Origin of the sequence: Pseudoalteromonas luteoviolacea NCIMB 1942 (assembly GCF_001625595.1) — a bacterium.
In the GTDB taxonomy this organism is placed as follows: domain Bacteria; phylum Pseudomonadota; class Gammaproteobacteria; order Enterobacterales; family Alteromonadaceae; genus Pseudoalteromonas; species Pseudoalteromonas luteoviolacea_A.
In genome coordinates, this window is record NZ_AUXT01000001.1 from 18,438 (window position 1) to 37,070 (window position 18,633).

The window sequence follows — 18,633 nt, forward strand, 5'->3', positions numbered from 1 at the left end:
ATTTGGGAGCTGTCATGAAGTGGTTGGTTTTGGTTTTGCTAGTATCTTGCATTAGCCCTGCTTTCGCATACAATCAACTTGTTGTTGATATTATGAGCAGTGAAAACTTCGGTCAGCGTTACAACGAGTTTCTTAACGGCCGTTCCCCTATAGATGTGCAAGACTTTCAGCCAACTACCAAAGGCTCCCATATTGAAATAATTGAAATGGTCTTGTTGCAGCAAGCTCTATTCTTAGGGGGAGAAACAAGAGAAGTGGTCTTCAACCCTAAGCCCTCTGTTAATATAATGGAGTTTTCTGACATGATCTCAGGCGATAGCCTTATTTTAGCGCGCTCTGTATGGCATGAAGATATTCTCAATTACCGAGGTTCACTTTATGTGAGTGATGCGGTCGTTGAGTTTGGGGATTATGAAGCAGGGTTGTATGTTACAAAGCGCAACATTGCACTGCAAAACCTACCCAAAGAGCAGCTTGAGCAGCTTACTGTGGTTGCAAACCCCAGATGGCGTGTGGATTGGCGAGCACTGAATAATACCCCAATTAATATTGTTAGCTTTATCGGCCCGTGGGAAACCATGCTTAATATGGTTGAAACAGATATTGTCGATGCCATGCTAGTGAACTTTAGTGTGAGTGAAGATTTGCTGCTTAATTTTGAAGGTAGAGAGTATGTACCTATTCAAAATCTCAAAATGATGCTCCCTGACTCACGTCATTTTATTGTAAGTAAACGCCACCCGCAGGGTGAGCAGATCTTTGCTGCGCTTAATCGTGGTCTTAAAATACTCAAAAAGAAAGGGATACTGCGTAGAGCTTTGATGCAATCTGGGTTTATTAATCACTTGGTGAGCGATTGGCAATTTATCAATGAAGATATGATGGCAACGACAGAGGTGGTGCAATGAAGCTACATTGGTGTGCTTTGCCATTTATATGGTTGTTGAGCTTTGAGGTGTGGGCTAATTTGAGTAGCAGCAGTAGCTCTTCTCAAAAAGAAGATCTTAATAAAATGCTGGGCCAATTAACTTCACAGCTAAAAGAAGATTATGATCTTAATTTATTATCGCAAATACGTGTTTTAAGAGAGCAGTCAAGACAGCTCGGAGAAAAGCGTTTACATGCGAAGTCTTTATTACTTGAAGGACTAATGCGGCAGCATTACGGTGACTATAAAAACAGTCTGGTTTTGCACAATGATGCGCTTGATATTGTTACTGGTATGAATTTACCAGAGTTGGAGGCTGGGATTTATTTAGCGCTTGCCCAGCTTGAAATGAGTTTGGAGCGTTTTCGTTTTGCACAGCAATTATTGGAACGTGCCTATTCCTTAATTACAAAAAATGTTTCTAATGAACACGTTAGCGCTTTGCTAGCAGAGCATGCCCTTTGGCAAGGCACTTTACATATTATGCGTGGCAGTTATCGCCAAGCTTTGATGATTTTAGAGAGTGTGGAATCAAAAGCACAGCAAGAGCTTTCGAGTCAGTTGGCGCTAACTCGAGCTTGGGCCTACTTAAGTATTGGGGAGCATCTCGATGCAAGCGCTCTACTAAAGTTGGTGTCGCAGGAACAAGCAGCTTTGAAAGAGAACTTACGTCTGAGAGTGCGTTATAAATTGATGAGTGCCATGGCACATTTACAAGCAGGTCAGTTTACAGATGCAATAAAGCAAGCCAATAAAGCGCTAGGTGAAACCTTCGGTACGCGATTTTTGACTGAACAGTCAATGCTGCAAAAAATATTGGCAGGTGCATATGCGCAACTTGGGGATTTTGAGCAAGCACATTTGTATTTGAAGCGCTTTGCAATGACGGAGCAGGCATTAAATCTACAAAAAAGAAATAACAAGCTCTTGCAATTAGAAGCGCAATACACGTTAGCCGCACAAAAGCAGCAACTAAGCGTGTTAGAGAAAGACAATGCCCTTCAGGCACAGCAATTAATTCAACATCAACAAAAAATTGATAATGCACATTTGGCCCAACAGCGGGGTGTGCTGGGCATGTTACTTGTAGTTTTGGCGTTTGGATTTGGCTATTGGAGATGGCAAAATAAGCGTTATTTAACGGTATTAAAGCGGCAGGTGGCAGAGCGAACAGCAGAGCTCGCAGAACGAAATAAACGTTTGCAAGCACTCAGCTTTACCGATAGTTTGACAGGCCTTAATAACCGACATTACTTTTTTAGTATTATTGATGCACAAGTAAATACGAATGCGACTACGCAAACTAGTACAGGTGAAAAGCATGAAATGATTTTTTGCTTGTTAGATATAGATCATTTTAAAAAAGTTAATGATACTTACGGCCACGCTGCCGGTGATACGGTGCTTCAGTCAGTGGCGGACATTTTAAAACAGTGCACTAGAGAAAGTGATATGGTGATCCGCTGGGGGGGAGAAGAGTTTTTAATCGTGATGCCAAATATGACCCATAGTGAGGCTGCTGAAGCTGTGGAGCGAGTGAGGCGGCAGGTTGAGTGTTTCCCGTTTGTTGTTAATGAACAAGCGATACAAGCAACTTGTTCCATTGGTTTTGCACCATACCCGCTTGGTAATCAAGGTGGAAAATCACTGACTTGGGAACAGGTACTCGAATTGGCGGATAATGGCCTTTACATGGCCAAAGAAGAAAGTAGAAATGCGTGGGTTGGGTTGCGTGGATTGAGTCCTCCGTTTAATGCGCCTGCTGAACAACTTATTAGCGATTACAAAAACCTTATCAACAGCGGTCATTTACTTGCCACTACCAGTTACCACTCGTAAAGTAAGTTACTGTCATTCAGTTCAATAGTGTTAGAATATTACTATGTCTACGCAACTTGAATCATGTCACTGTGCTACCTATTGAAGAAGTTTACTCGCAACTAGTTGAACAACTTTCCTCCCAACAAACTGTACTCCTGCAAGCACCACCGGGGGCGGGTAAATCGACTTGGCTACCTTTACAATTGATGAAAGATGGACACTTCAAGCGCATTGTTATGCTTGAACCTAGACGGCTGGCTGCGAGAAATATTGCCCAGTTTTTGGCTTCTCAATTGAATGAGTCTGTGGGAGAACAGGTTGGCTTGAGAATACGCCAAGAAGTGAAAGTCTCAACGCGCACGCGACTAGAGATTGTCACTGAAGGGATGCTTACGCGCATGATCCAGCAAGATCCTGAACTGTCTGATATTGACCTTTTAATTTTTGATGAATTTCACGAGCGCTCATTGGCGGCAGATACCGCATTGGCATTTGCTCTAGAGTCTCAAGCTGCATTGCGTGAAGATTTAAAAATCTTGGTAATGTCAGCTACTTTGGATAGCGAACGTTATCAGTCATTCTTAGCCTGCCCAGTAGTTCAGTCCGAAGGTCGTAGTTTCCCTATTGAGGAGCGCTACATCACGCTCAAAGATGAAGGCCAATGGTTGCTGCAAATCGCGCCAATGGTGCGCCAAGCATTGAGCGAGCAAAGTGGCAGTATTTTGGTGTTTTTACCGGGTCAAAAAGAAATCCGTTTTGTTGCCAACGCATTGTTGAAGGAGCTAGAACAGAACCCACAGTTACAACTGACTACATTGTATGGCGACCAGAGTAAAGCAAGCCAGCAGGCTGCGATTGCACCTGCTCAGTCTGGACAAAGAAAAGTAGTCCTAACAACAAACGTGGCAGAAACATCACTGACAATAGAAGGGATCCGAGTAGTGATAGATTCTGGCAAACGACGTGCAGGTGTATTTAATTTACGTACAGGGGTGACTGAACTAACCACACTGTCTATTTCTCGGGCGTCAGCGATACAGCGTGCGGGACGGGCTGGTCGAATTGAACCCGGGGTTGTGTATCGGCTCGGTAGTAAAGCGATGTTTGAGAGGCGGGACGCGCACGATAAGCCGGATATATTAAGCTCGGATATAAGCGGGCTCATTTTGGAAGCTAAGGTGTGGGGAACAAGCGTTGCAGAATTGCCTTTACTAGATAGACCTAGTGAAGCGCAAATAAGTCAAGCAGAGCTGTTACTCATTGAATTAGAAGCACTAGATGAGCAGGGAAAGTTACAGGGGCTAGGTTCAAAGATGCAGTCTCTTGGCGGTGAACCAAGGTATGCGCATATGTTGCTCAAAGTTCAGCAATTAGAAGAGCGTCTGCCTGGTATCACCCGTTTAGCTTGCTACTTTATGGCTTTGCAAGACAGCAAAGTGAAATGTGCGCCAGAGTTAAGTTTGTCGTTGCAGCAATTGCAACAGAAAGCCCCTCTACAGTTTACAAAGCAATTGCAATATTGGTGCAAGCGTGCACAAATTGAATGCGATGCTACTGAGCTGGCTACGGAGCATATTGCCATTGTGGTTGCGTTAGCGTACCCAGACCGATTAGCCAAGCGAAGAGGCAATGGCTTTGTGTTAGCGAATGGTGCTGGCGTACAAGCACACAGTGAGTATTGGTTAGACGCACCGTTTTTGGCGATTGCACAATTGGGCGGTCACAAAGGACAGTCGATATTTAGCGCTACCGCTTTTGCCCCCAATGAACTAGAAGACATATTGCCTCATTTATTCACGGCAAGAACAGTGTGCGAGTTTGACCAAAAATCGGCACAGTTTATCCATCAAGATAGAGTGTATTTAGGTCAGTGTGTTATCTCTGCAAAGCCCAGTAGTATGCCGCTCGACCAAACGGCTCGAACGGCTGCATGGCTTAATATAGTTCAGCGACAAGGCTTGAGTCTGTTTAATCAATTTCAAGAGTGTGCGCCTTTGTTAGTGCGCTTACAGCTTGCTGAACGACTTTATCCTGAAGAGTTTGAACTTTGCAATGAAGCGGACTTGCTGGCGAGTGTCGATACTTGGCTAGCGCCATACCTAAATGATATCAAACAGTTTAATCAACTTAAGAAGTTAGATCTCAAAGCAGCACTGGTCGCCCGAGTAGATTGGCAAAAGCAACAGCGCCTAAACGAATTATTACCTGAGCGAATCGCAGTGCCGAGTGGCTCAAATTTACGCATTCACTATCAATTGGGTGGCCCAGCTCGATTGGCGGTGAAGATGCAAGAAGTGTATGGAATGAGCCAAAGTCCAGTGTTATGTGAAGGTCGCTTACCAATCTTGATGGAGCTTTTGTCTCCAGCGCACAGGCCCTTGCAATTGACCCAAGATTTAGCGCATTTTTGGCAAACGAGCTACCGAGAAGTGCAAAAAGAAATGAAAGGGCGTTACCCGAAACATTTTTGGCCAGATGACCCTGCAACAGCACTGGCGACTAATAAAGTAAAAAGCCGTATGTAATAAGACAAAGCAGGGCGTAGTTTGATTTGATTAGAACAGCGCAAAAAGTACTTTACCTCAGGTTAAGTTGAGGTTTCATTGTAGGCGCAAAGATAATAAAAACAGGATTTTAAGATGGAACTAACGCAATTCTCAACACAGATCACTCGCTTCACACCATTGGTTTGGACCATGCTAATAGGCAATTTTTTTGTTCGAGCAAGTTACTATATGGTCTGGCCATTTCTTGCTGTGATTCTGTATACCAAATTTTCTTTGAGCGCGACTGAGGTGGGGGTCTTACTTACTGGCAGCGCCACATTTGCTGTTTTACTCGGGTTTTATACAGGGCATTTAGCAGACCGATTTGGCCGCTTTAAGATACTTTATGCTGCGGTAATAGTGGGGGTGTTAGCATTTACTGCACTTGCTTTAGTGGAGGAACTTTGGACATTTTGCTTGGCTGTATTTTTTGCATGTATGCCAAGAACATTGTGGGATGCGCCAAGTAAAGCTCTGTTAAGTGATGAGCTAGCTCAAGATTCAGATAGAGAATTAGCGCTTCATCTATTGTATTTCTTAGTCAATGTAGGCGCAGCTTTGGGACCTCTATTTGGTCTATGGGCAGGCCTCAATGGTGAGCAATTTAGTTTTATTTATACCGCAGTTGCTTATTTGGCTTTGTTTTGCGCATTGCTATTAAATCAGCACCAAGCGCGAGTTTGCAAAGCATCGAACCAGCCGACAAATGTCCCTCGTTTTAGGGAGTGGCTGACATTATTACGTGATGATAAAAGGTTTTTATGGGTATTGGTTGCAACTTTCTTGGTTTATCTCGTTTTTGGTCAAGGTGATTCCAGCCTAGTTCAATACCTTACAAGGGCTGAAGTCCCGCAGCTGGCACTATTGATTTCTAGCCTGATTGTAACCAATTCCCTGATTATTGTGTTGTTTCAATTCCCGCTTTTACACATGATGAAGGACTGGTCTATTCAATCTCGATTACTAGTTGGTGGCGGGGTGTTAGCTGTGTCGCAATTAATGATGGTGCTAGCAGATGTTGATAGTTTTTGGGCGTGGATTGTATGTATCGCAGTACTGAGCTTGAGCGAAGCGATACTGTTTTCAAACATAAACATTCATATAGACAGAATGGCACCTCAACATTTGAAAGCAAGTTACTTTGGCGCTGCGGGGCTTTGCTCGCTAGGCTTTGCCTTCGCGCCTTTAGTTGGTGGTGTGATCCTCGACTTAGCAAGTGGTACTTGGTTATTTATCACAATGACAGTAGCCTGTTTTATAGCAAACTGGCTGTACATAATATCTGAAAAATCAGAAGAAAACGCAGAAGTGTATGAGGGGTAGACATAAACTAGCGCCTTGTTTAAGGCGCTACGTCTCTCGATGTCAGTTAAAATTTAACGACAGTAGATACAGCTTCTTCCTCGGTTGTTTGAATAGAGAGTTTAATCGTGTGTTTCCCCCAATCGATATCAACCATGCCATAGTTACTCCCCGATTTATTGATTAGATACCTATCGCTGGTGGTTAAATTCGCAATATTGCTGCTAACGGTTCCTACTTGTCCACCAGGTGTTGTAGCGCCGCTAGGCGCACAGTTTCCCCACTCTCCGCTGATGCCTTTTCCACTGTCGTCAACTTTGGTATAGCACCAAGGTCTATCATTGTCTTTCGTTGTGCAGCCGCGGTAGGTGGTTAGGCCATAAGTGAAAGGGAATTTACATGGTTGATTGTACTGACCATCACCTTTGGCATCGGCATAGACGGGCAGTCGCAGAGGGTTTTCTATATGGTACGGCCAATTTTGACCAAACCCAGATGCCGTAACTTCGTATACGGTAACGGCCTTACCATATTGTGTACTTGCTGGGATTTCTTTTTTCAGTAATTCCCCCCAATGCTGATCACCCGATAAGAAAATGACTGCTTTGGTTTTACCACTGTTAATTGACTTTTGTACTAAACGCAGCAACTTAGCTCGCTCCAAAGGCACTTCTGCCCATGACTCATAACTCGTGCCTGACATATCAGACTCTGCCATATCAGCGATTGCTTGTTCGAACTGCTTACCATCTCCATATGCACAGTACTTACTTTTGCTACGACCTTGGTTAAGTGGTGGAAGTACTTGAATACCGCTGGCGATGAGCTTAATTTCAGAAGGGGTATTCAGTTGTTGTTCAAGCCACTGCCATTGTTCTGCGCCTAAAATTGTAGTTTTATCACCTTCGCACGTACCGTAATTGTTAAATGTCGGTGAGCGAAAATAACGGGCATCCAGTGTAATAACATGAGTGCGCTCATTGGTTGGCCCTAGTAACTTGGCTTCATAAATACCCGCTTGATCGTTGAGCCTTGGGTCATCCGCTGGGGCATCAAAGTGGCGCAAATACTCTTTTTGGCTGTTGACGCGCTGGGGGTAGTGTTTACCATCATTATTGGCACCGTAATCATGGTCATCCCAAGTTGCCATAACAGGAATATTCGCGGCGAGAAACTTTTGATAATCAATATTACGTTTCTTGTCATCATATTTTTGGCGCATTGTCGCCATGTCTGTGGTATCAGCATAGATATTATCACCAAGCCATAAAAACAGGTCGGGTTGATGAGAAATGAGCTTGGCAAGTGCTTGTGGCATATCGCCTTTCGTTTTAAAGCAGGAGCCAAGTGCAATACGGTCTAAACGTTTACTCGCTTGTGGGTGAGTATGCTTCGGTAGAGGCTCCCCCTCAATCGGTGCGCAATCTTCCCAGTTTCCTAGCTCGTCAACGTAGCACCAAGGTGCAGTATGATTTGCCGTTGAACAACCGTAAAAAGTTTCACCTTGATATCGAGAAGGGGTGTTACACCGCTTACCTGTAATGGTTGTAAACGCGGGAATGGTCTCCGTACGTGCATTACCCCATGAACTGCCATCAATTGCTTGTTTCAAATAACACCATTGATTGCCACTATTATTTTTGTCGGTGGTACCTTGGTAGCTGGCTGTCTGATAGTTAAATACCGGTTGGCATTGGTCGTAATGTACTTCGGGAGCAGCGTGTGCAATGGGTATTATGCTGAGTATGGCGAATGTTGTGAGCGCAACTGTAGTATATGTCATCATTATTCCTGTGAGTTTATTGTCTTTTCTCCCTCCTAGTGAGCAAATGAACAGCCTAAATTTACTGTTTGTGTTCTTCCGAATTGAACGCGAGGAGTGTATTCCCCAAAAATGAAACTCCGTTGTTAAAATGATGGCATATATATGTCTAGTGTCTTTTAAAAGCCACTGTTTTTGGATTGGGTGAGTTCTTAACCTTTTGATAAAATTCGTTTTTATGATTATATTTATATATACATATTTTTTTGGAATTACATCTTGTTTGCTTGAATTTGTACTTTAAATTGGCTATTTTGGGTGCGTAAAAGTATTTTCCGCATACATTTACAGGCTATCTAACCAAAGTGATGTTGGCAGAGCTTGATATGGTCTATTGTTAAAGCTATTTAAATAATGGCGGTAAGGCTTAAGTTCATATTGGTGACTTATTGTATCTCTTAAAAAGGCGATATTCGTTTTGATAGTCGTGGTATTGTGTTACACAGTAATGTGTATCACTTGCTACACATTTGAAATTTGCAAGAAAAAAGCGGGGCTTGATAGCTCCGCTTTTCTGCATGTGGTTTCATACTCGAATTTTATCGAGTCATATTATCATCACGGTTTAAGTAAAAGCCGGTTGTCAGCACTTCAAAGAGAAATTGTCGATATTGGCAGTGGTTGGTGAACTACTAAACGAGCGTGCGCGAATAAGGAAGCGATGCAGCGACTGAGTCGGATCAAGTGGATACACCTCATTGACTTGGTAGCTACTCTTACCGAATGTGCGTGCTTCACAAAATGAATCTTTTTTTCCCGTTCTATAATACATGTCAGTACACACTTGCACAGGTTGCCCATAAGTTGCCTCAGTAATATTAACGTCTAATTGGGTATGTATTTGTGTGCTAAAGCGCGTTTCACTCCAGAGAAAAAAGTAAGAGTAGCTTGCCTGTCGCCATAGAAAAGTGCGAGTTTCAGGCTTTTTGCGTTGTTGAGCTGGTTATTTTCTTCAAGGCTTATTGAGACTTCCTTTGGGTGTCGCGTTGTGAAGTCAATATTGCCAGACTCATAGTCATTAAAAATCTGATAGAAAGCGCCATCGGAGCGAACTTCTGCGTTGTGAGCGCGATATTACCATTAAAACGTCTTCACAATTATTCGATAGTCGTTGTGGTGGTGTCATCTATTAAGAAATGTTGAATGACAGTGTTGTTATGTTCAATATTGTATTATCAGTGAGTTGCGCTTCGATGTTGTCGAAAAGGACTGGCATCTCATCTAACAAATGCATATTCCAGTATGCTGTGACATGTTTAATATGTTTGTCGTTAGGTAATGTTGTAGCGACGTCAAATGAATACTACCAGGCTCTTGGCTAATATTATCAGCTTTCGAAGTATATACTTGCACCTGACTACCGTCGTCGAATTCGACGATTAAATATGTATAAAGGGTCGTATTTCCTTGGTATTTTGAGTTTTGGATTTCTGATAGTTGGACATCAAAGCTTACTCTAAACTGTGTTGGACTGGTTAGGGTTTGGTTGATTTCAAAAACACGCATTATCTCAAAGTGACTTTGGGCGCTAACTTTTAAGCTATAGCTTCCCGACATAGGGTGTACATTCGTTTGCTAAATAGCCGTGATATCATCGTAATTTATCTCCACATGTTCAGTTGACCGCTCAAAATCTAGTTTTTCGAGAATTTGAGCTTGTCCTTGCGTGGCAAAAATACTCGATAAGATTAATTCCAAAGAATTAATTTTTATATTTCCTTTGCTTATTTAGTTGTGGTTTCACCTCAGTTTGTCGGTTGGTTGAATAATATATTCAGCTTTATTTTTATTAATTTAATTAATTAATAGTTTTGCATGGGTTTTTATGGTTGTTTTTTGTTCTCTTATGGGTAAATAATTAAAAGTCATAAAAGTGCATCGAGAAGCTTTTAGGATATGACTAGGCGGCTTCGGTCATTTGATCAGCTGTGAATAATAAACAGGTAGTGGGGAATTAAGGTGCGATTAAAAACACGTTTGAGTATTGTTTCTGTATTGCTTGCTGTCGTACCGTTATTAATAGCGTGCTTCGCAATTGGCTTTATTGCTTATCAAGAAGGTAAAGCCGCAGTTTCTAAAGAGGTTGAAAACAACCTAATATCTAGAAGAAACGCTATGCAAAACCAAGTAGAACGTTATTTTGCAACTATGCAATCACAGGCAACTACATTGGCGCATTCGACCATGGTGATAGATGCAGCGAAGGCTTTTAAAGCGGCATTCAATGATATTGAACCAATGGGCGAAAGTACCCTTCAAGCGTTAGAAAGTTACTATTTGAATCAATTTAGGGCCGTTTTGGTAGATAAAAGCCCGCTTCGAGAAAGGGAGGCTACGCGCTTATTTACTCAACTTTCTGAACAAGCCCAATCGTTGCAAACACAGTATATTGCAGAAAACCCACACCCCCTTGGCAGTAAAGACCAGCTGTTAACAGGGCCTAATAATAATGATTATGATGCCGTGCATCGTAAATATCATCAGGCATTACGTGATTTTCAGTCTCAATTTGGCTTTTACGACATATTTCTTGTCAGCCCTGAGGGGGATGTAGTGTACTCGGTATTCAAAGAGGTCGATTTTGCGACGTCCCTTACCACAGGGCCGTTTAGTGATTCAGGTCTAGCACGGGCATTTCAGGTTGCCAGTGGGCAAACCACAAGACAAGGCAACTTTATCGACTTCGCACCTTATTTACCCTCATACAATGCCGCCGCAGGATTTATTAGTGCCGCGATTATAGATGATGGTGTACTTTTAGGCGTACTAGTTTTTCAATTACCTGTGGATGAAATTAATAATATGCTGACCTTCTCGGGTCAATGGAAAGCACAAGGGTTAGGCGACACCGGCGAAATATATGTGGTAAACCAAGCAAAAAAATTACTGACTAACAGTCGCTTTTTTGTTGAAGATAAGTCTCAGTTTTTGACCGTACTGGAAGCGCATAATGTAGCGCAAGACATCATTGCTAAAATAGAGCAACAAGATACGACTGTAGGTATATTGGAGGTGGACTCCCCAGGTACTCGTGCCGCACTTAATGGAGAATCGGGTGTTGCGATATTTGATGATTATCGTTCCGTTGCCGTGGCATCAGCATATGCACCACTCAATATCGAAGGCTTGAATTGGGCCATTGTTAGTGAGGTTGATTATGCAGAGGCGTTCGCAATGATTTCATCGCTGCAAATCTCCATTTTTAAGTCAGCATTGGTATTTGTTTTGATTGCGGGTGTGGTGGCAACTCTAATCGGTATTTTTATCGCAACGAGAGTTACACAGCCTATATTAGCGGCTAGTAATGCCATTCGAGATATTGCTGATAACAATGATTTTCGCTTGCGAGCACCGACTGAAGGTGATGCTGAGATCTGTGAACTGAGTGAATCTGTCAATCGTTTAGTTGGACGCCTGCAAGGAAATTTCAGTGATATGTTGAGCAGTGCTCACACGTTGAAAGAGATGTCTATTGTATTGTCTGAACGAATGGGTGCGTTGATCAATGCGGTTAACCAGCAGTCGTTAGACTGCGAACAATCGGCGACAGCTGGCTTACAGATGCAACAAGCAGTGCAAGAGGTGGCTAATAGTGCGCTTAAAACTTCCGAACAAACACAACAAGTTAATAGCCTCACAGATAATACCAATGATTTGGTTGCGCAATGTGCATTGATATCTCAGCAACTGGCAATAGAGATGGCTTCAGTGGGTGAGATGATGGATATCTTGTCCTCTCAAAGTGCTAAAATCGGCAGTGTATTAGATGTGATCCAATCTGTTGCGGAGCAAACCAACTTATTAGCACTAAATGCTGCAATTGAGGCTGCGCGAGCGGGTGATGCAGGGCGGGGGTTTACCGTTGTTGCTGATGAAGTACGGGGGCTGGCAATTCGTACTCAGCAAGCAACAGGTGAAATTGAAGATATGATTAAGCGGTTACAATCAGGTGTCGAAAAGGCTCAAGGGCGCGTGCAGCAGAGCCAATCTCAAAGCGTGAATAATGCAGAAACTTCGGAACAAGCGAAAGCGTCATTGGGGGATGTTACTTCTGCCATAGCGCAAATAGCGGCGATGAACACACAAGTCGCAGCGGCTTCTAAGCAGCAGTCAGATGCGGTTCAGCAGATAAGTCAGTCTATTTCTGCTATCAGCCAAGAGGCCAGCGACAACTTGACTCGAGGGCGTGAAATTGATGAGCGGGCGGTACAGTTAGAGCAACTTGCGGTGAAGCTAAACTGTATTTTAACACACTATCGAGTGTGAACTTTCGACTTGAGTTTACTTGTGGCGAATTCAATGTTTGTGAAATGGCCTCGCAGAGTTAGTCATGTATCATTGAGCCAATAAGTTTGCGTGTTGTCGGAGCATCACGGGCTTGCCTTGTTGTGAAAAGGGCGCAACTTAGGGGGAGTGGCAGTGTGATAATTGAGCAAGAAAGTTGCTGTTTTCCAGTGTCTGGGTGACTCCAATATTTGTACCATCCGGCCAAGCATAACGCCCCATTTTTTGCGATAAAGACATGATAACTTAAAGGCTTCCATTTTGGTACTGTGTCTCGCTAAACCCTTTGGCGACAATAATACAGCGGCCATATCTAAAAGGTTGATAAGCGGCGCTACTTTTCACATGTAACTTATTATATCGACTGTTAAATGAGGTGTATTTAGAAGGCTTAAACTCAGATTACGTTTGTGTTAGCAACAGCCACCAAGTGGCACTGCGCTGACCGTTGTGCTGGTGGATGATACTTATGGTGTCGGTAGCGCGTTTAAAGCGGCCAAAATGCATACGTTCTTGTGGGTTTTCTATACCTAAGTCTAGCAGTATTTGGATCACAAAAGGGTCATCGGTAATATTCAATCTGCCACACATTTTTTGCCCCCTATTTAGCCTAAGCTTTTACTGCTCTTGAATTTATTGTAGCCAGTTACAACTACTTTGCGATATGCCTTATAGATCTCACTTGCACTTTTGATTTCGATCTATGATACTGTATGTGTATACAGTAAAGTGTGTGTTATGGCCAATTTAATTGATTTTTTACAACATCAGAACCTTGTTTGGCAGGGGACTGAAAATGCTCCTGCCTCTCGTCAGGTATATGAGACCGTCAGCACAGGGTTTGATGACCTTGATAAGCTTCTGCATGGTGGGTTGCCAAGTCAGGGCGTTGTGGACATTCAAAGTCAAATAGGTATTGGGGAGTTGAGATTACTATTGCCTTACTTACGTAAACAGACACGTATGTGTGCGGTAATACACCCTCCTGCACTGATTAACGCCCATGCACTTTTTCACCAAGGGGTGGACACTGGGCAGTTTTTAGTGATTCGGCCCAATTCGCCACAAGAGGCACTTTGGGCGGCTGAGCAGTGCTTAAAAAGTGGAGCCTGTAGCAGTGTTTTACTGTGGCATGGGGACTTAGAAGTACACCAAGTTAAACGTCTACAGCTTGCAGCGCAAACAGGGCAAGGACTTATTTGTTTAATGCGCAGTTGCATTACGCAGTTGGCATCATTACCAGTCTCTTTAAGTTTAAAGTTATTACCTCACGCGTTGGGCCTTAAGGTGCAAGTGACAAAGCGCCGAGGTGGATGGGCTAAGCCTGATTTTGTACTCGATATGTCTTCAAATTGGCCTGAGCTGACAGCACAGCTTAAACCTTCTCGAGGTGCTGATATCGTAACATTTGAGCGTGCCTTACAGCAGGCAAATAGGTGAGTTATGGCACTTTGGCTTTACCTACACTTCCCACAATTGCAACTGGACAGTTTGTATCATTATAAAGATCAGCAGCAACCAACGATTATTGTTGCAGGCCGAGGGCACTGTGTTGTGCAATTAAACTCAGTAGCGCATGAAGCGGGTATTCGACAAGGCATGGGACTTGGCGCCGCTGCGGCAACGTGTTCGTCTCTGTGTGTACATGAATATGATGAAGAGCAAACGAGGCGGCGTTTGACCGAGTTGGCGCAGTGGCTGTATCTAAATACGGCTGAGATCCATTTATCTGGTACGACTGGGTTGCTACTTAAAGTCTCTGGTATGTTGACCATGTATCGCAATATTACTGAGTACTGGCATACCTTACAGGCACGGCTTCAAGCACAAAATGTACGTTATCATTTCAGTCTGGGCTACTCACCTTTGGCCGCACAGCTATTGGCTGAAGCGAAGTTTGATACCCTTTGTGAAGATAGTAAGCAGTTAGAACATCGCTTAGGTCACTTACCTGTCAGCGCATTAGCATTACCTGAAAAGCAACACCAAGGCTTAATGCGTGTTGGTATCCAGTCGGCACAAGCACTTTTTGAGATTCCAATGTTAGAGCTAGGTAAGCGTTTTAATACCGAGTTAGTTCATTACGTAGGGCGTTTACGCGGTAAGTTACATCATCCGGTTTCGTTTTATCAGCCTCCTGAAGTATTTGAGCGCCAGTTGACTTTACTCTATGAGTTAGAAAATTTAGATTGGATTGCCAAGCCTTTATTCAAACTATTGATTCAGTTAGAGCAATTTTTAAAGCTTCGCAATAAGCTTACTAAGTCAATTCAATTTACGCTGTTACAACGGGATTGCGAGCCCTTGAAGATCGAAATTGGGAGTGCCGAAGGGGAGTATCGTGCTGATAAATGGCAGGGGTTATGCCAGTTAGTACTGGAAAGAACGCAATTAGTTGCCCCTTTACAGGGGGTTGCTTTATCGGTGACAGACTTTTGCGAACCAGATGAACTCAGCAGCGATTTGTTCAGTGAGCGTTGCGGTACTATGACGGCGGCTGGGTTACTCGCGGTGCTGCAGGCTAAGTTGGGAGAAGACGCTGTACAAGGTATTAAGCCAAGCGCTGATGCCCGTCCTGAATTTGCAACGACGCATTGTGCACCTTTGACCTCACAAACACAGATATTGAGTGAGGTTGAATTTGAGCCTATACTACGACCTAATTTGCTACTCCCACAAATTCTCCCATTGCAGCAGCCCGTTACCTTAGTACAGGGGCCAGAGCGCATTTGTACAGGCTGGTGGGATGGCCACGAAGTGGAGCGAGACTATTTTATTGCACAAGACGAGTCTAAGCGCTGGCTTTGGGTTTTTAGAGATCGGCAACAACGTTGGTATTTGCATGGAGTATTTAGTTAATGCAATACGCAGAGTTATTTTGCCAGAGCAACTTTTCTTTTTTACAAGGAGCCTCTCGACCTGAAGAGCTTGTTAGGCAGGCACAGTTCTTAGGGTATTCTGCATTGGCTATTACAGATGAATGTTCATTAGCTGGGGTCGTACGAGCTCATTCTTTGATTAAAAATGAACGACTGAGTATCAAGCTCATCATTGGCAGTTTATTACGCTTTGAAAATCTAGAAGTGGTTTTGATTTGCCCAGATAAAGCTGCTTACAGTGAGTTATGTCGAGTGATAAGTAATGCGCGACGGCGAAGTAGTAAAGGAGATTACGCACTTGAAAAGTGGGATCTGATGTCGCTACGTCATTGTTTTATGATTTGGTTACCTGCTGGTAATGCTGCTGATGAAAGTTGGGGGGAGTGGCTAGCTCGTTATCATTACACGCGTACTTGGATAGGTGTGCAGCGACGTCTAGATAATCAGGATAAGCGCTATGTTGCTCATTGTGAGGCACTTGCTAAGCAATTTCAAATACCGATATGTGCAGTGGGTGGGGTGCTTATGCACTCACCAACTCGACTGCGCTTGCAGCATGCATTAACTGCTATTGCGCATAATCAAGCTGTTGATCAAATTAAAGCGCGGCTGTTGGCAAATAGCGAACGTGCCATGCGTTCCAAGACTAAACTCTCTAAGTTGTTTCAACCTAGTTGGCTTGAAGAGTCACAGCGCATTGCTAAACGTTGCTCATTTGATCTGGATAATCTACGTTACCAATACCCCAGTGAACTGGTGCCAGCAGAGCAAACAGCCATGCAATATTTACGCGCTTTGGTTGAACAAGGGAAGCGGCGGCGATTTCCTAACGGGGTGCCAATTGAGATTGACAAGACCATAAATAAAGAGCTGAATTTAATTGAGGAGCTGGACTATCCTTACTTCTTTTTGACGATTTATGACATTGTCATGTTTGCAAAAAGTCGTGGCATTTTGTATCAAGGTCGGGGCTCCGCTGCTAACTCTGTGGTTTGTTATTGCTTAGAGATTACAGCGGTAGATCCTCGACAGGTTGCCGTTTTATTTGAGCGTTTTATTAGTAAAGAGCGTAATGAGCCCCCCGATATTGATGTAGATTTCGAACATCAAAGGCGCGAAGAAGTCATTCAATACATCTACCAAAAGTATGGTCGTAAGCGTGCAGCTCTTGCTGCGACGGTGATCACTTATCGTTTTAAAAGCGCAGTGCGTGATATTGGAAAAGCGCTGGGGATTGCCCAGTCTCAGCTGGAGTATTTCATTAAAAATGCTAATCGACGCGACCGCAGCTTAAATTGGCAGGCACAGATTGTTGAACTGGGGCTAGAACCAGACTCTATGAAAGGCCAGCAGTTTATTGAGCTGGTGAATGAAATTATGGGTTTTCCTCGCCACCTCTCGCAGCATGTGGGAGGTTTTGTAATTTCGGCAGGGCCATTACATGACCTAGTACCTGTAGAAAATGCAGCCATGGTAGACAGAACGGTTATTCAATGGGATAAAGATGATTTGGAAAGCCTAAGGCTGTTAAAAGTCGATGTACTGGCTCTTGGCATGCTAACAGCCATTCGTAAAGCGTTTGATTTGATAAAGCAACATACCGATAGACACTTGAGCATTGCTGATCTAACACGGATGCAAGATGACCCAGCGGTGTATAACATGATCCAAAAAGCCGATACTGTGGGCGTTTTTCAAATTGAATCACGGGCGCAGATGAGTATGTTGCCCCGTTTAAAACCTGCTTGTTACTACGATTTGGTCATTCAAATCGCGATTGTGCGTCCTGGCCCAATTCAGGGAGATATGGTGCACCCATTTTTAAAGCGCCGCAATGGTGAAGAAAGAATAGAGTACCCCTCCGAAGCCGTTAAGTCGGTACTTGATCGCACTTTGGGAGTCCCTATCTTTCAGGAGCAAGTGATCAAACTTGCTATGGTTGCTGCTGGCTTTTCTGGGGGGGAAGCGGACCAGTTGAGACGTGCGATGGCTTCTTGGAAAAAAAACGGTGAGTTGATGCAATTTAAGGATAAGTTACTAAAAGGTATGACTGAGCGGGGGTATGATAGCGCGTTTGCAGATCGTATTTTTGAGCAGATCTGTGGTTTTGGTGAATATGGTTTTCCAGAAAGCCATTCGGCTTCTTTTGCTGTGCTTGCTTATGCATCATCTTGGTTGAAATACTACTACCCCGCGATGTTTTTTACTGCATTGCTCAATAGCTTACCCATGGGGTTTTATAGTGCCTCACAGTTGTTGCAGGATGTGAGGCGCCATCAAGTTGAAATATTACCTGTATGTGTTAACCAGTCAGAATATGACCATGTAGTTTGCCAATCACAAGGTCAGTGGGGCATTCGGCTGGGTTTTCGCATTATTAAGGGGCTCAATCAAAATATGGCTGCACGTATTGTGACGCAACGGCCACAGCAAGGTTATCGTCGTGTACAGTGTTTAAGTGACATTGGCACTGATAAAGGGACCTTGGAGCGGCTAGCTTCTGCCAACGCACTACAAAGTTTTAGTGGAGATAGGTATTCAGCTCGTTGGCAGATAATGGATAGTGAAGCAAGCTTACCTTTGTTTAAGACTGAACAGTTAGACAAAGTACAGCATGTACACTCGCCAGATGCGTTTGCTGACTTAATTGAGGATTATACGGCAACGGGAATCACACTGAATAAACACCCGATCACCTTATTGGAAGAAGCTGGTTTGTTGAGGCCATTTACACGGATGAATGAATTGGCAGGTAAAGCTCATAAGAGCTTAGTAACGGTTGTGGGGGTAGTCACTGGCCGGCAAGCTCCTGGTACAGCGGGAGGTGTCACATTTTTTACCCTAGAAGACGATACTGGCAATCTTAATGTGGTGGTGTGGGCTGGTACAGCAAGAGCACAAAAGCAAGCTTATTTAAGGTCTAAATTACTGCGGGTAAAGGGTATTGTGGAAAAGGAAGGTGAAGTGATCCATGTGATTGCGGGGCGTTTGATTGATGAAAGCGATTTACTACAAGGGTTTAATCATAAATCGCGTAACTTTCATTAAATA

At 43.5% G+C, this 18,633-nt stretch carries 12 protein-coding genes; 8 read left to right on the forward strand and 4 right to left on the reverse strand.

What is annotated here, in order from left to right; all coding sequences use genetic code 11:
* The first annotated feature begins 14 nt into the window (after positions 1 to 14).
* The 4 genes from N482_RS00085 (at position 15) to N482_RS00100 (ending at position 6,618) form a co-directional block, all read left to right on the forward strand.
* Positions 15 to 908 (forward strand): hypothetical protein, encoded by an 894-nt coding sequence (locus N482_RS00085; RefSeq protein WP_063375156.1) that lies wholly within the window; start codon positions 15 to 17, stop codon positions 906 to 908.
* Entirely contained in the window at positions 905 to 2,767 is a 1,863-nt protein-coding gene (locus N482_RS00090; protein ID WP_063375157.1) for a GGDEF domain-containing protein, read from the forward strand. The genes N482_RS00085 and N482_RS00090 overlap by 4 nt, the downstream gene beginning before the upstream one ends.
* Positions 2,768 to 2,838: 71 nt before the next feature.
* The gene (gene hrpB, locus N482_RS00095) at positions 2,839 to 5,274 is read left to right on the forward strand and encodes an ATP-dependent helicase HrpB (RefSeq protein ID WP_063375219.1); all 2,436 of its coding nucleotides are present in this window, start codon (positions 2,839 to 2,841) and stop codon (positions 5,272 to 5,274) included.
* Positions 5,275 to 5,388: 114 nt separating this feature from the next.
* Positions 5,389 to 6,618 carry an MDR family MFS transporter gene (locus N482_RS00100; RefSeq protein ID WP_063375158.1) on the forward strand — a complete coding sequence of 410 codons (1,230 nt, stop codon included), beginning with the start codon at positions 5,389 to 5,391 and terminating at the stop codon, positions 6,616 to 6,618.
* A 46-nt stretch (positions 6,619 to 6,664) separates the two neighbouring features.
* Here N482_RS00100 and N482_RS00105 read toward each other — a convergent pair whose 3' ends face one another.
* From N482_RS00105 to N482_RS00110, 3 genes are all read right to left on the reverse strand, one after another.
* Positions 6,665 to 8,380 carry an alkaline phosphatase D family protein gene (locus N482_RS00105; protein ID WP_231100752.1) on the reverse strand — a complete coding sequence of 572 codons (1,716 nt, stop codon included), beginning with the start codon at positions 8,378 to 8,380 and terminating at the stop codon, positions 6,665 to 6,667.
* 622 nt (positions 8,381 to 9,002) lie between these two features.
* Positions 9,003 to 9,191 (reverse strand): hypothetical protein, encoded by a 189-nt coding sequence (locus N482_RS24620; protein ID WP_155730423.1) that lies wholly within the window; start codon positions 9,189 to 9,191, stop codon positions 9,003 to 9,005.
* 449 nt (positions 9,192 to 9,640) lie between these two features.
* On the reverse strand, positions 9,641 to 9,976 hold the full coding sequence (locus N482_RS00110) for a hypothetical protein (RefSeq protein WP_063375160.1): 336 nt from the start codon (positions 9,974 to 9,976) through the stop codon (positions 9,641 to 9,643).
* A gap of 402 nt (positions 9,977 to 10,378) precedes the next feature.
* Here N482_RS00110 and N482_RS00115 point away from each other — a divergent pair, with 402 nt between their 5' ends.
* A complete protein-coding gene (locus tag N482_RS00115) occupies positions 10,379 to 12,685 on the forward strand; it encodes a methyl-accepting chemotaxis protein (RefSeq protein ID WP_063375161.1) in 2,307 nt (768 codons plus the stop codon).
* A gap of 420 nt (positions 12,686 to 13,105) precedes the next feature.
* Here the strand turns inward: N482_RS00115 and N482_RS25075 are convergent, their stop codons facing one another.
* Positions 13,106 to 13,294, reverse strand: coding sequence for a hypothetical protein (locus N482_RS25075; protein ID WP_063375162.1), 189 nt, complete (start codon positions 13,292 to 13,294; stop codon positions 13,106 to 13,108).
* 147 nt (positions 13,295 to 13,441) lie between these two features.
* Between N482_RS25075 and imuA the strand changes: the two genes are divergently transcribed.
* From imuA to N482_RS00135, 3 genes are read left to right on the forward strand one after another with little or no spacing between them, the layout of a single operon-like run.
* Positions 13,442 to 14,143 carry a translesion DNA synthesis-associated protein ImuA gene (gene imuA, locus N482_RS00125; RefSeq protein WP_063375163.1) on the forward strand — a complete coding sequence of 234 codons (702 nt, stop codon included), beginning with the start codon at positions 13,442 to 13,444 and terminating at the stop codon, positions 14,141 to 14,143.
* A 3-nt stretch (positions 14,144 to 14,146) separates the two neighbouring features.
* Positions 14,147 to 15,562, forward strand: a complete 1,416-nt coding sequence (locus N482_RS00130; RefSeq protein WP_063375164.1) for a Y-family DNA polymerase — start codon at positions 14,147 to 14,149, stop codon at positions 15,560 to 15,562.
* Complete coding sequence (locus N482_RS00135; RefSeq protein WP_063375165.1) at positions 15,562 to 18,630, forward strand: error-prone DNA polymerase; 3,069 nt, start codon at positions 15,562 to 15,564, stop codon at positions 18,628 to 18,630. The genes N482_RS00130 and N482_RS00135 overlap by 1 nt, the downstream gene beginning before the upstream one ends.
* Positions 18,631 to 18,633: the final 3 nt, after the last annotated feature.